Raw genomic sequence first — 12762 nt, forward strand, 5'->3', positions numbered from 1 at the left:
CCGACTACGAGATACCCGGATGGCGCGCGCCAGGCCGGCTTGGAGTGCTGAAACGAGAATCCACTCGGAGGAGACCTGTCGATGCCAAGACGTAAAGCCCGCCACCGCAACACGTTCCGTCGGAAATTCCAGCCGACCTATAATTTGCAAAGTCACCGGACCATCGTGAAGTATCTGCGGCGCATCACGAAAAACCGGGACTATCTGCACGCTGACGTGGATGCCTTCGAACAACGTCCTTTGGACAATCTCTATGGCCCCATACAGATCATGCACGCCCTCAGCCCTGAAGTGCTGGCAGCGCAAGAGGCGGAAACCATGCGGAGGCTCAACGCCCTGTCCGAGGAGTTCCGGGCACGCCGGCCCGCCGGAGAAACAAGTAAAACGCCCCCGAGCCCCCATGACGCGCATGCGCCTCTGAATAGCCCGACACAAGATGACTGGCCGACGGTCCCTGAACCCAATCCAGGAAATTCCGACGCAGAACCCCCTCGCCCCCGCGCCCTTTACCTGTAATCACCAACACACAGCGTGCGCCCTCGGCCCGGCTGCGCTGCAGGAAACTTCCCAGCATCGCTTCGGCAGACGCCTGAGTATGGCCGTGCAGGTCGATCTTTCCGGCAAGTTCCAGCCGCCCGCGTTTGACGCGTTTCTCGCCTTTTCGGTCGGCGGCCCGCGCCGTGACCTTGGGGTTCTCGGGGGCCCGGCCCGCCGCAGCGATCAATCCGGCAGCGGAAGACTTGCGGGCGCGGTTTGGCGATACCGGCTCGCCGGCTTCCAGCGCGCGCTCGAACTCTTCAAGATTGTCTTTTGCCGGGCCGATCGGCTTGATCGTGCTGGCCACGCGCGACCATGCACGGGATTCTTCCGGGGACAGGCGGCGTTTCGTCATGACCGCACTCTTACGGCGCGCCCGCATGGAACCCAAGCGTTGCCATGTCAGACGTGTGGATTCGCGCTGCCACGCCTTTGGGCAGGAACACCCACAACCGGCCCGGCGCATTCATCGTGCCGGCGCGCTCGCCCGCCTCCGGGCCCGTGCCGAAATAGAGGTCGCCGCGCACTGCACCCTTGATCGCGCCGCCCGTATCCTGCGCAACCAGCATGCCTGCCCAGTCTCCGCCAAGGCCCGGCGCGGTTGTCTGCACATACATCGGCACGCCCAGCGGATGGATATCGGTATCCACAGCCATCGACGACAAAGGCGTCAGCGGCACGGCTTGCGCCCCTTCCGGTCCGAGCGCCGCATCCCCTTCCGGCAGGGCGCGGAAGAACACGAAGCGCGGATTCTGGTTCATCGCCATACGTGTCTCAACCGGCCCGGCCCGGTCCATCCAGGCACGTATGCCCTGCATGCTGGCCTCGCCCGCCGTGATCCGGCCGGTTTCCATCAGCCAGTTGGCTGTCGACCGGAACGGGTGGCCATTATGCGCCGCATAGGCTGCGCGCACGGTACGCCCGTCAGGGAACTGCAACCGGCCCGAACCCTGGATCTGCAGGAAGAACACATCGGCCGGGTGGGCATAGGCAATCGCGCTGACGCCCGACGTCGTGATTTCAGCGCGGGAAGGATACGGTCTCAGCGCGCCATTGCGCAGGCGCTGTTTTGGACTTGCGCCATTCGGCACGAGATCGGCGGGCAGCGCGGGCACAGGCTCGGTAAAGGGCGGCGTCGGCGTGTAGCGCGCCTCGTAAAGCGGCTCGAAATAGCCCGTGAAGCGGCTCTTGCCGGACGGATCGGAAATTTCGACCGGGGTAAACAGGGATTCCAGGATGCGCCTTGCACTCTCATCATCCTGCGCATCATTCACCGCATCACAGGCAGGCAGCCACTCGGCAACGTATCCGGCCCAGGGGGCGACATTGGCCATGAAGTCCCCGGCCGACCGGTCCTGCAGCTTCACGCACGACCGTTTGAACGCACTCAGCGGCAATTCGATGGGTGCCACATCCCAGTTCGGCAACTCCCGGAAGCTCGCCGGACGCTCAATCGCAGCTGGCGGCAACGGGCCAACATCCACAGGCCGGGTCGGCGACGGCTTGGGCGACGGAGCCGGCGGTGGCGGCGCAGACTGGCACGAGGCCAGAACAAGCGCGCTGGCAAACAGAAGGATACGGCGAAGCATGGCGCCATTTATGGAATGCTTTCGGGCGGGCTGTCACGCCCCGGATGCGCGCTTTGTGGTGGAAGACTGCCTATTTGGCTTCTTCGACATCATCGAGGATCCAATTGGGATCGTTTGCGGTCACATCATGCATGTAAGCCCACAGCTCACGCGCCGTGCGGGTCGTCTCACCATCGCCCAGTTCGGCTTCATAGCGCACCCAGATGCGCGCCATATTTCCGTCCATCTCGGCGCTCTCGATTTCAGCTCGACGAATGCGCAGGAGGTCAAACGCCGAGGCGCCGGTCGTTTCGCGTTCCGCAATCGCGTGGTCCCAGGCCTCATAGACGTCATCATCCAGCAGAGGCCGCAGCGTATCTCGGTCACCTGCCGCAAAAGCGGTCACGATCATCGTGTAGGCCGCCTTCGCGCCACGCATGAACGTTGCCTCATTGAAGCTGTTGTCAGCATTGTAGATGTCTTCCAACCCGCCTGCTGCCGGGCCGGTAAAGATCGGACGGTCATTGTCGGCATTGGGCAATGGCAAGTCATTTGCGCCAGGATCAACCTGGCGTGGCTTGGCCGGCTGAGTGCGTTGCACAGGAGAATTGTCCTCACCGCGTCCGAGCACCGTATAGAGGCGGAACAGGACAAACAGCGCGATGGCCGCAAGGATCACAACTTGGATCACAGGATCAAACATGGACGCGTAACTTCCTCCGATGGATTGCGTAACACCATAAATAGGGCGAACAGCCCAATGATGCCAGTGATACGTTGCGCCTTAGGGGGCCACATGCTAGGCGCGCGGCTTCAGATTCAGGGAGGATCAGCATGACAGATGCCAGCGCACCGCAAAACCCCCAACCGCAGGGCACGCCGCCTCAGGCGCCCGCCATGCGCGTTCTTGGACAGTATATCAAGGACCTGTCATTCGAGAATCCCGGCGTCGGCCCGGTGCAAGCCCAGCCGAATATAGACCTCGGCATTGATGTCGGCGCGACCCCGCACGCCGACGGCAATGGCCTTTACGAAGTCTCGCTGAAGCTCTCTGCCAAGGCGACCGCTGAACAGGCTGTCCTGTTCATTTGCGAACTCGATTATGCCGGCCTCTTCCAGATCCAGAACGCCCAACAGGGACAGATGGAACCGATGCTGCTGATCGAGTGCCCACGCCTGCTCTTCCCATTCGCGCGCCGGATCATTGCTGAAATCACCCGCGAAGGTGGTTTCCCACCGCTCCTGATCGATCCGGTCGACTTTGTGCAACTCTACCAGTCGCAATACCAGCGGGCCGCAGCCGAAGGCGGTCAGACGCCGCCTGCTGCGCCGACCGGCCAGGCCTGATCAGCCAAACTTTTTCCAGATTGAGTCTTCGCCCAGACTGTCGACAAAGGCAGAATGGGCGGCGCGCTCGTCGTCGGAAATCAAAGATTCCAGTGGCACTGGCCGTTGCCGGGCGGCACGTTTGCGCTCACCGCGGGTGAGCTCTTCTTCGCTCTCGAACGTGAAGGCATGCGCCCGCCCGCCAAGCAGCTCCAGGTAGACACTGGCCAGCAATTGGCTATCCAGCAGCGCGCCATGAAAGGTCCGGCTTTCCAGCGAGATTTCAAACCGGCGACATAGCGCATCCAGATTTGCCGGCGCGCCCGGATACTTCTTCCTGGCCATCTGCGCCGTATCGATCCAGCGAGGTTCAGGGATTGGTGGACGTCCGCATTTTTCCAGTTCCATGTTCAGGAAGTTCCGGTCAAATCCGGCATTGTGCGCCACTAGCGTGGCGTCGCCCAAGAATTCAAGGAACGCGTCTACAACCGACGGATGCTCAAAGAATGGGGCATCTCTCAGATCGTCATCCGTGATGCCTGTAATGCGCACCGTATCCTCCGATACAGAACGTTTTGGATTGATCAGGGTCCGGAACGTGCGACCTGTCGGGATGTGATTGATCATCTCGACTGCCCCGATCTCGATCACCCTGTCCCCTTCAAGGTGGTGCAAGCCGGTCGTCTCAGTATCGAATGCCAGTTCGCGAATGTCTTCACTCATGAATTTGCCTCTTCAACCAAACGATTCATCAGTGATACTATGGCGCGAACACAATCGGCAGCAAATTCGAAACCATGCGCTGTGGAGATGATGAAATCCGCCTTTGCACGCTTTTCTGCATCGGGCATCTGACGTGCCAGAATGGACTCGAATGTTTCCTCCGTCATGCCCGGTCGCGACAATACCCGTTCGCGCTGGACGTCCGCAGGCGCGGTCACCACCGCAACATAGTCGCAATACGCATAGCCGCCAGCCTCATACAGAAGAGGAATATCCAGCACGACGAAACGTGCGCCATCCTCGCGCGCCTTGTCCCGAAATTGCTTCTGGGCATCACCAGCAAGGGGGTGCACAATGGCCTCAAGCTTCCGCATCGCCTCGGCATCATCCAGCACATGCGTGCGCAAAGCCATCCGGTCGATCGCACCGTCGACCATCACCCCCGGAAAAGCCGCCTCGACCGGTGCAACGGCAGCCCCACCCTTGGCATAAAGTGCGTGAACAGCCGCGTCGGCATCGTAGACCGGAACACCCTCCTCACGAAACAAATCCGCTGTTGCAGACTTACCCATGCCGATAGACCCTGTCAGCCCAAGGACGATCATGTGGTTGCCTCCACCAGTTTACGACAGCGAGCCATCGCAGACTCCATATCCGGCAGAACTCCGAACCAGAGTTCGAAACTGAATGCCGCTTGCGCGACCAGCATGCTCAGCCCATCCATTGGCTTCCACCCGGCCGTATCCGCCTGCGCCAATATCGCCTTGGCAGGCTTGCCATAAGAAATATCGTAAAACGTCCGAAGCTTACCTTCCGGTAGGTCAAGAGACTGGCCCGTCTGGCCAAGACTCAGCGTGTTGATCACCAGATCTGCCTTGCCCATCTCTGCTTCGGCATGCTCCAAGTCTCGGATATCAGCATCAATGTTCAAATGTTTCACAAGATCCTCTGCGCGGGATCGCGTTCGATTACAGATCGTCAAGGTTGCCCGCATGTCGGACAATGCCAGCGCAACCGCTCGAGCGGCCCCCCCTGCTCCCAGCAGGCAGACATTCTGATCAGCTATTTCAATGTTCGCCTGGGCGAGGGATTCAGTAAAACCAGGGGCATCGGTGTTCTCCGCTAGCCAGCCACCAGACTTCAGCCGAACCAGAGTGTTCGCTGCTCCAATGCGGCGCGCAACATCGCTTGTGCCTTCTGCCCGCGCTATGGCATCTTCCTTGTGAGGAGAGGTCACGTTCAGACCCATCGCCATCCGTTCTTCCAGAGACGACAGGCCATCCGTAAACTCACCCTTCGGAATATGCATCGCCTCATAGGTCGCATCGATACCGTGCTCGCGTATCCACGCATTATGAATCACAGGTGACAGGGAATGACTGACTGGGTCGCCGACGACCCCATAGAGTTTGGTCATGACAACAACACTCCACGTGTCCGCAAATAGTCCAGCAACGGGAGAAGAGGTAATCCCAGGATTGAGAAGTAATCACCTTCGATCCGTGTGAACAATTGCGCGCCAAGCCCTTCAAGCTGGTAGGCACCAACCGTCGACAAGAGCGGTTCTCCGACCGTTTCAACATAGGTGTCGATGAAGGCACCACTCAGTGGGCGAACAGTCAATTTCGGCCTCGCCAGATGACGCCAGACGGGTTTCCCTTCTTCGCTGATAACAATCGCCGTTTCCAATGTGTGCGTCTTGCCGGACAGCTTCACCAAATGATTTCGAGCATCGGCAAGGTCAACCGGCTTGTCGAACGCCTCTCCATCGAGTGAAAGCATCTGGTCACAACCGATCACCAGGCCCGGTTCGCGCATCGAAATCTTCACCGATTTCAGTTCGGCAAGTTGCATCGCCTGATCGCGCACTTTCATGTCGCTCGCGCGGAAAGAGGCTTTGGCTGCGTCTTCGTCCACATTCGGCTTGATCGTGTCTGCCTCGATGCCGGCAGCGGTCAGCACGGCTCGCCGACTTTGACTGCCGGATGCTAGAATGATGCGCTGGCTCATGGTTGGGCGTTCCGCTCATTCAGAAGGTTCAGGATAGCGGCAGCAGTTTCCTCGACAGACCGGCGGGACACATCGATTGTCTTCCACTTGTTGCGCTGGAACAGGCGGTTGGCTTGGGTCACCTCATCACGCACGGCCGCTTCATCCGCATAGATTGTGTGTTCGTCTTCCTGCAGGGAAATCAATCTCTGGCGCCGAATCTGGACGAGCCGCTCAGCGCTGATTTTCAGGCCGACGATCAGTGGGCCTTTCGGACCAAGTTCTTCCACGAATCCTGGAAGCGGAACACCGGGAACCAGCGGAATATTACCAGCCTTTACCTTGCGGTTCGCAAGATAGACACTGGTCGGCGTCTTGGACGTACGACTGACACCAAGCAGGATCACATCAGCATTCCGTAGCCCATCGACATTCTGGCCATCATCATGCGCGAGCGTGAAATTGATCGCTTCCATCCGCTCGAAATAGTCATCATCCAATGCGTGCTGTCCCGCGACGATCCGATTCGCCGACACACCGAGATGTCGGCCCAGCATGGCAACGGAGGCATCCAGTACGGGCAAAGTGGATACGCCCTTTTCGCGGCAGAAGGCTTCGAGTTTTGATCGCAGTGTCTCGTCGGAGATCGTGTACCAGACCACACCCGGTGCAGCTTCGATCTCCCTCATCACGCGCTCTAACTGGCGTTCTGAGCGGACCAAATAATAATTGTGCTCAAGGGGCTGAACATTCTTGAACTGCGCACACGCAGCGCGCTGGATGGCATTCAGGGTTTCACCGGTACTGTCAGAGACCAGGTGAACATTGAAGTATATGCTTAGGCGGGCGAGTGGCTTGTTCATCGCCCCTGTGTTGCCGAGGTTGGCAAAACACACAAGACCTGTGAGTCCTCTGTGGATAGAGGATCTTCCCCAAATGGATTCACAATCGAGTCACAGCCAGCGAATTCGACTCCGGCAGAATCCCCTTTCGTTCGCACCTGTGACTCCAACTGGGGTGTTAACCCATCGTTAACCTCGGTAAAATCGACAATTAACGAAACCTTACCGGGGTGCGACACCCTGTGACTCGCCTGTGGATTTAGCTGGACAATTCCTGTGTGTGGCCTTTCTCCACGAATTACACGGTCTAATAGTTATAAGCGCCCTGACGGGCTTTGTTTGATTTTGGGATGGAAGGGGGCCTGAGGCATGAACACCAAGCCTAAGCTGATTCAGGTACTTGAGGGACAGGTGGTCGCCCCGCCTCCGGTATGGATGATGCGACAGGCTGGTCGTCACCTTCCTGAGTATCTCGAGCTGAGGGCGCGCGCGAAGAACTTTCTCGATTTCTGCTACACGCCTTCAATGGCAGCGGAAGCGACGCTTCAGCCAGTACGTCGTTATGGCATGGATGCCGCCATACTGTTTGCAGACATTTTGCTGATCCTCGACACGGTGGGTCTGAGTGTGCGGTTCGAAAAAGGTGTTGGACCTATTGTTCAGCAAATCGATACAGCAGCTGATTTAGCAAAAGTCACACCCCAGAAAGCGGCTGATCGATTGTCTCCGGTTTATGAGACGGTTGCTCGTGTGAAATCTGCCTTGCCCGACGATACAGCCTTGATTGGTTTTGCCGGATCACCCTGGACGGTCGGGCTCTACGCTATCGAAGGTCGCGGCAAGACAGACAAGTCGCTCGCCTGGCGATGGGCACATGGCAAGCCAGACGAATTGGCGAACGTGTTGGATCTCATCAGCGAAGCAACAGCGCACTATATGGCCGCGCAGGTGGAAGCCGGCGCGGATGCATTGATGTTGTTCGACAGCTGGGCCGAGGGTCTGCCCAATAATATCTTCCGAGAAGTCATTATCGCGCCAACGAAGAAACTGGTCGCACGGCTGAGGGAAATGGGTGTCACGGTTCCCATCATCGGATTTCCGCGCGGCGCGTCTGCCATGCTGCCGGAATACGTTCAGGAGACGGGTATCACGGCCGTCGGTCTCGATACGGCAGCAGTGCCAGCCTTTGTGAACGCCGCCCTGCCCGCCGGATTTCCGGTACAGGGACATCTTGACCCACTCCTGCTGATTGAAGGGGGTCAGCGACTCGACGATCGGGTGCGCGAGCTTATCTCTGCCTATGAAGGTCGGCCGCATGTCTTCAACCTTGGACACGGAATCCGGCCGGAAACCCCGATCGCGCATGTTGAGCGCGTGCTGGAAATCATTCGGAAGGGCTAGGAAATCATGAGCCGAAAGATCGCCGTAGTTCTGTTCAATCTGGGAGGACCGGATTCGGACAAGACCGTGAAACCCTTTTTGAAAAACCTGTTCCGAGATCCAGCCATTATTGGTGCGCCGTTGCCCATTCGCTGGTTTCTCGCTCGGCTGATCTCCACGACCCGTGCGCCATCAGTGATCAAGAATTACGCCATGATGGATGCTGGCGGTGGGTCACCGCTTTTGCCTGAGACTCAAAAACAGGCGGATGCGCTTACGGCATCGCTGCAGGAAAAATTGCCTGAGGATGAGGTCAGGTGTTTTATTGCGATGCGCTATTGGCACCCTTTCACCGAAGAAGCCGCGACTGATGTAAAAGCCTGGGGCGCAGACGAAGTCATCTTGTTGCCGCTCTATCCGCAGTTTTCCACAACGACGACAGGCTCGTCCCTCACGGCCTGGAACAAGGCTTACAAGGGTATTGCCAAGACAATCTGCTGCTATCCCTTCGCCGAAGGCCTGATCTCCTCGCATGTCGACCAGATCATGAAGGCACACAAAGCTGCGGGTGAACCCGGCAATGTTCGTCTTCTCCTGTCAGCGCACGGTTTGCCGGAAAAAATCGTGAAGGATGGAGATCCCTACCAGTGGCAGTGCGAGGCCATGGCAGAGATGATCGCCGGGCGGGTGCCGACCGACTGGGAGATTGTGCCATGCTACCAGTCGCGCGTCGGACCGCTGAAATGGATTGGCCCGCCGACCGAGGATGAAATCGAAAAAGCGGCCAAGGAAGGCAAGAACATCCTGATTGCACCCATTGCCTTTGTCTCCGAGCATATCGAGACACTGGTGGAACTTGGCGAAGAGTACCGACTTGTGGCTGAAGAGCACGGCGCCGCGAGCTATACCCGCGTGGAAGCGCTGGGCGTGCATGAGGAGTTTATCTCCATGCTGCGCGATGAAGTGCTGAAGACAATGGGACAAGACTTGCCGATCCGATCATGCGCAGACTCCCGGCTTTGCCCTGGCGACTGGAAGAATTGCCCGAACCGCACAGCCCATCCGAAAGTCGGCCAACGCGCCAATCCCGTTCGCAAGGACATCGCCTGATGCTGTATCTCTGGGTGAAGGCAGCGCATGTTGTGTTCGTGATTGCGCTGATGGGCGGCTTGCTCGTTTATCCCCGCTACAAAATTCATCAACTTTCCAGCCAGCCGGGCGAGCCTCTTTTCGAGACGATGAAAGAAGCATCGAACAAGTTGCGCATGATCATCCTGAATCCCAGCCTTATCCTCGTTTGGGTGCTTGGCGTTGCCATGCTTGTTATGAATCAAGGCTTGCTGAGCATGCCTTGGATGCATGTAAAGCTCCTGCTCGTGCTGATCCTGTCCGGTCTGCACGGTTATTTCATCGGTGTCGGAAGGAAGATTGACCGAGGAGGCGACGGGATTCCCGCCAAGCGCCTACGGATGTTGAATGAAGTGCCCTTCCTGCTGATGATCGGCGTCGTTATCATGGTGATCGTCAGGCCGTTTTAGGCAGGCCCCGTGCCCAACCCCTTGACGATTTGACCATTCTGGCCCCATAAGCGGCAAAACCGCTGCGCAGTCCTTGCGCGGGCGAAGAACTCCCAATTTACCAAAATCCGGTTGCCGACACACATGACGGCGGCCCCTCATCCGGAATTCATCCATGGCCTCTTCCATGCTCGACGACATCACCAGTGTAAAACTCAGCGATCTCAAGGCAAAATCGCCAGAGGAATTGCTCTCCTATGCTGAAGAACTGGAGGTCGAGAATGCCTCGTCCATGCGGACACAGGACATGCTGTTCGCAATCCTCAAGGAATTGGCGGATAGCGAAGTAGAAATCACGGGCCAGGGCGTGCTGGAAGTTCTGACTGATGGCTTCGGCTTCCTGCGCTCACCGGAATCCAACTATTTGCCCGGACCAGACGATATCTATGTCAGTCCGGAAGTTCTGAAGAAGGGTAACATCCGGACTGGTGATACTGTCGAAGGGCCGATCGTCGCGCCGCAGGACAATGAACGCTACTTCGCGCTGACGGATGTTTCGCGCATCAATTTCGAGGAACCGGACAAGGCCAACAAGAAGGTTCACTTCGACAACCTCACACCGCTTTATCCCGAAGAGCGTCTGCGCATGGAAAGCCAGGATCCAACTCGCAAGGATCGTTCAGGACGTGTCATCGACATTGTCGCACCCATCGGTAAGGGTCAGCGCGCGCTGATCGTTGCGCCTCCGCGGACCGGTAAGACGGTGTTGCTCCAGAACATCGCCTCCGCCATCGAGGAAAACCATCCTGAATGCTATTTGATCGTCCTGTTGATCGATGAGCGTCCCGAAGAAGTTACTGACATGCGACGTACGGTGAAGGGCGAAGTCGTGGCTTCGACATTTGATGAGCCGTCCACACGTCACGTCCAAGTCGCCGAAATGGTAATCGAAAAAGCCAAGCGCCTCGTTGAGCACAAGCGTGACGTCGTCATCCTGCTCGATTCGATCACGCGTCTTGGCCGTGCTTACAACACGACCGTTCCAAGCTCTGGTAAAGTGTTGACCGGTGGTGTGGATGCCAACGCGTTGCAGCGCCCCAAACGTTTCTTCGGTGCGGCGCGGAATGTCGAGAATGGTGGCTCGCTGACCATTGTTGCCACTGCCCTGATCGATACCGGTAGCCGCATGGATGAAGTCATCTTCGAGGAATTCAAAGGTACGGGTAACTCCGAAGTCGTGCTGGATCGCAAGATCGCCGACAAGCGGACCTTCCCGGCCATCGACATCATGAAATCTGGCACGCGAAAAGAAGAACTGATCACGCCAGCTGCCCAGCTGTCCAAGATCTACATTCTGCGTCGCATCCTTGGCCCAATGGGCACGAATGATGCAATTGACTTCCTTCTGGATAAATTGCGCCAGACGAAGAACAATGATGAGTTCTTCGAAGCCATGAAGAACTAGCGGAGCGAGCCTGGCCATGAGCGAGCGCGACACGATCTGCGCCCTCGCCTCGGGCCAGCCCCCAGCAGCTATCTGTATTATCCGGTTATCAGGAGACCGGATCTGGAAACTGGCAGGTGCCCTGCTCGATTGCGGCCTGCCGGAACCCCGTCATGCCACTCTGACGAAATTTCGCGACGAGGATGGAAATCTCATTGATGAGGGACTCGTCGTCTTCATGCCCGGGCCGCATTCCTATACCGGTGAAGATACGCTGGAGCTTTACCTGCATGGCGGTCCAGCCGTCATAACCCATGCAATCAGTACACTGACGAGTGAGCCTGGAGTGCGCTTGGCTGAGCCGGGTGAGTTCACGCGACGCGCCTTTGAAGCGGGCAAGATCGATTTGACCGAGGCCGAAGGCGTCGCTGACATTATCGAAGCAGAGACCAATGCACAGAAAGCCCAGGCTCTTCGGCAACTGACGGGCGGTCTGACCGAGCAGTACGACCAATGGCGGGCTGACCTGACGGGCATACTTGCCTTGATTGAAGTGGTTGTGGACTTTCCGGACGAAGAAGATGCACCCGAGGAAACCACGGCACCGGTCATCCGGAAGCTGACCCGATTGATTCACGAAATCGAGGAAGCGCTTGGCGACCGGGGGATCGGAGAGAAGATCCGGGATGGATTTCGCATCGCCATTATCGGCGCGCCGAATGCGGGAAAGTCGACCCTGCTCAACCGCCTTGCCGGACGCGACGCGGCGATTGTGACATCAACCCCAGGCACAACCCGCGATGTGATTGAGGTACGGCGCGTGATGGGCGGACAGGTAGTCTGGCTATCCGACACGGCCGGTTTGCGTGAGACCCAAGATGAGATTGAAGCCGAGGGCGTTCGGCGGGCAGAACGCGTGGCTGCTGAGGCCGACTTGCGCCTGTTTATGGTTGACGGGGGCGCGCCTGAGCTGGGTGTGTTGAACTCGTTGTTCCGCCAAACGACAGATATAGTCGTGGTAAACAAGGCTGATACCGAGCTGGCCGCCGGGCTCCCAGAATACGACTACAAGATTTCCGCGAAAGATGGTGATGGCGTGCCCGAACTCGAAGCCGCACTGGCGGACTTCATTTCCAACAAGGCTGCATCTGTTGAAGCGCCGGTCATAACACGCGCCCGGCATCGCGCCCAATTGGTCGATGGACTCGCTTGCCTCATTGCTGCGCGGGATGCGCTGGAGCTTGGCACCGGTCCGGAACTCGCAGCGGAAGACGTGCGCCTGGCTATCCGGCATCTTGGAGCGGTCGTGGGCTCGGTTGGCGTAGAAGATGTGCTCGGTGCGGTGTTCTCCCAGTTCTGCATCGGCAAATGACCCCTAGGGTTTGAGGCAACGAGCCGCTATATAGCGCCTTTCTGAAATCCGGATCCGAAGTTGC

15 protein-coding genes are annotated in these 12762 nt (G+C 58.1%); 6 read left to right on the forward strand and 9 right to left on the reverse strand.

Annotated elements, in window-relative coordinates:
• From B2344_RS10025 to B2344_RS10040, 4 genes are all read right to left on the reverse strand, one after another.
• On the reverse strand, positions 1 to 276 hold a 276-nt coding region (locus B2344_RS10025), incomplete at its 3' end, for a hypothetical protein (RefSeq protein ID WP_290485147.1).
• A gap of 52 nt (positions 277 to 328) precedes the next feature.
• Positions 329 to 892, reverse strand: a complete 564-nt coding sequence (locus B2344_RS10030) for a Smr/MutS family protein (protein WP_206991703.1) — start codon at positions 890 to 892, stop codon at positions 329 to 331.
• 10 nt (positions 893 to 902) lie between these two features.
• Positions 903 to 2126, reverse strand: coding sequence for a murein transglycosylase A (locus B2344_RS10035; protein WP_290480255.1), 1224 nt, complete (start codon positions 2124 to 2126; stop codon positions 903 to 905).
• Positions 2127 to 2196: 70 nt separating this feature from the next.
• Positions 2197 to 2808, reverse strand: a complete 612-nt coding sequence (locus B2344_RS10040; protein WP_290485148.1) for a Tim44/TimA family putative adaptor protein — start codon at positions 2806 to 2808, stop codon at positions 2197 to 2199.
• 131 nt (positions 2809 to 2939) lie between these two features.
• On the opposite strand from B2344_RS10040, the gene secB reads away from it, so the two are divergent.
• Positions 2940 to 3452, forward strand: coding sequence for a protein-export chaperone SecB (secB, locus tag B2344_RS10045; RefSeq protein WP_290480257.1), 513 nt, complete (start codon positions 2940 to 2942; stop codon positions 3450 to 3452).
• Here secB and dnaQ read toward each other — a convergent pair whose 3' ends face one another.
• Genes dnaQ through B2344_RS10070 form a run of 5 tightly spaced genes read right to left on the reverse strand, consistent with a single transcriptional unit; the run spans position 3453 to position 7006 of the window.
• Positions 3453 to 4154 (reverse strand): DNA polymerase III subunit epsilon, encoded by a 702-nt coding sequence (dnaQ, locus tag B2344_RS10050; protein ID WP_290485149.1) that lies wholly within the window; start codon positions 4152 to 4154, stop codon positions 3453 to 3455.
• Entirely contained in the window at positions 4151 to 4759 is a 609-nt protein-coding gene (coaE, locus tag B2344_RS10055) for a dephospho-CoA kinase (protein ID WP_290482588.1), read from the reverse strand. The genes dnaQ and coaE overlap by 4 nt, the downstream gene beginning before the upstream one ends.
• Positions 4756 to 5571: a shikimate dehydrogenase gene (gene aroE / locus B2344_RS10060; RefSeq protein ID WP_290485150.1), complete on the reverse strand. Its 816-nt coding sequence runs from the start codon at positions 5569 to 5571 to the stop codon at positions 4756 to 4758. Before aroE ends, coaE begins: the two co-directional genes overlap by 4 nt.
• Complete coding sequence (locus B2344_RS10065; RefSeq protein WP_290485151.1) at positions 5568 to 6164, reverse strand: Maf family protein; 597 nt, start codon at positions 6162 to 6164, stop codon at positions 5568 to 5570. Before B2344_RS10065 ends, aroE begins: the two co-directional genes overlap by 4 nt.
• Complete coding sequence (locus B2344_RS10070) at positions 6161 to 7006, reverse strand: pyruvate, water dikinase regulatory protein (protein WP_034813100.1); 846 nt, start codon at positions 7004 to 7006, stop codon at positions 6161 to 6163. The genes B2344_RS10065 and B2344_RS10070 overlap by 4 nt, the downstream gene beginning before the upstream one ends.
• Before the next feature lie 348 nt (positions 7007 to 7354).
• On the opposite strand from B2344_RS10070, the gene hemE reads away from it, so the two are divergent.
• The 5 genes from hemE to mnmE all read left to right on the forward strand — a co-directional run bounded on the left by hemE (position 7355) and on the right by mnmE (position 12698).
• A complete protein-coding gene (gene hemE / locus B2344_RS10075; RefSeq protein ID WP_290485152.1) occupies positions 7355 to 8386 on the forward strand; it encodes a uroporphyrinogen decarboxylase in 1032 nt (343 codons plus the stop codon).
• 6 nt (positions 8387 to 8392) lie between these two features.
• Positions 8393 to 9475: a ferrochelatase gene (gene hemH / locus B2344_RS10080; protein ID WP_290485153.1), complete on the forward strand. Its 1083-nt coding sequence runs from the start codon at positions 8393 to 8395 to the stop codon at positions 9473 to 9475.
• Positions 9475 to 9903 carry a CopD family protein gene (locus tag B2344_RS10085; protein WP_290485154.1) on the forward strand — a complete coding sequence of 143 codons (429 nt, stop codon included), beginning with the start codon at positions 9475 to 9477 and terminating at the stop codon, positions 9901 to 9903. Before hemH ends, B2344_RS10085 begins: the two co-directional genes overlap by 1 nt.
• Before the next feature lie 154 nt (positions 9904 to 10057).
• The gene (rho, locus tag B2344_RS10090; protein ID WP_369794153.1) at positions 10058 to 11347 is read left to right on the forward strand and encodes a transcription termination factor Rho; all 1290 of its coding nucleotides are present in this window, start codon (positions 10058 to 10060) and stop codon (positions 11345 to 11347) included.
• 16 nt (positions 11348 to 11363) lie between these two features.
• The gene (gene mnmE / locus B2344_RS10095) at positions 11364 to 12698 is read left to right on the forward strand and encodes a tRNA uridine-5-carboxymethylaminomethyl(34) synthesis GTPase MnmE (RefSeq protein ID WP_290485155.1); all 1335 of its coding nucleotides are present in this window, start codon (positions 11364 to 11366) and stop codon (positions 12696 to 12698) included.
• Positions 12699 to 12762 lie beyond the last annotated feature (64 nt).

Origin of the sequence: Hyphomonas sp. UBA3195 (assembly GCF_002366485.1) — a bacterium.
GTDB lineage: Bacteria > Pseudomonadota > Alphaproteobacteria > Caulobacterales > Hyphomonadaceae > Hyphomonas.

Coding starts and splice junctions, on each gene's coding strand:
- B2344_RS10065 (WP_290485151.1), bottom strand. CDS start 6,164: ATGAGCCAGCGCATCATTCTAGCATCCGGCAGTCAAAGTCGGCGAGCC.
- B2344_RS10070 (WP_034813100.1), bottom strand. CDS start 7,006: ATGAACAAGCCACTCGCCCGCCTAAGCATATACTTCAATGTTCACCTG.
- dnaQ (WP_290485149.1), bottom strand. CDS start 4,154: ATGAGTGAAGACATTCGCGAACTGGCATTCGATACTGAGACGACCGGC.
- hemE (WP_290485152.1), top strand. CDS start 7,355: ATGAACACCAAGCCTAAGCTGATTCAGGTACTTGAGGGACAGGTGGTC.
- B2344_RS10040 (WP_290485148.1), bottom strand. CDS start 2,808: ATGTTTGATCCTGTGATCCAAGTTGTGATCCTTGCGGCCATCGCGCTG.
- mnmE (WP_290485155.1), top strand. CDS start 11,364: ATGAGCGAGCGCGACACGATCTGCGCCCTCGCCTCGGGCCAGCCCCCA.
- B2344_RS10035 (WP_290480255.1), bottom strand. CDS start 2,126: ATGCTTCGCCGTATCCTTCTGTTTGCCAGCGCGCTTGTTCTGGCCTCG.
- B2344_RS10030 (WP_206991703.1), bottom strand. CDS start 892: ATGACGAAACGCCGCCTGTCCCCGGAAGAATCCCGTGCATGGTCGCGC.
- hemH (WP_290485153.1), top strand. CDS start 8,393: ATGAGCCGAAAGATCGCCGTAGTTCTGTTCAATCTGGGAGGACCGGAT.
- rho (WP_369794153.1), top strand. CDS start 10,058: ATGGCCTCTTCCATGCTCGACGACATCACCAGTGTAAAACTCAGCGAT.
- secB (WP_290480257.1), top strand. CDS start 2,940: ATGACAGATGCCAGCGCACCGCAAAACCCCCAACCGCAGGGCACGCCG.
- coaE (WP_290482588.1), bottom strand. CDS start 4,759: ATGATCGTCCTTGGGCTGACAGGGTCTATCGGCATGGGTAAGTCTGCA.
- aroE (WP_290485150.1), bottom strand. CDS start 5,571: ATGACCAAACTCTATGGGGTCGTCGGCGACCCAGTCAGTCATTCCCTG.
- B2344_RS10085 (WP_290485154.1), top strand. CDS start 9,475: ATGCTGTATCTCTGGGTGAAGGCAGCGCATGTTGTGTTCGTGATTGCG.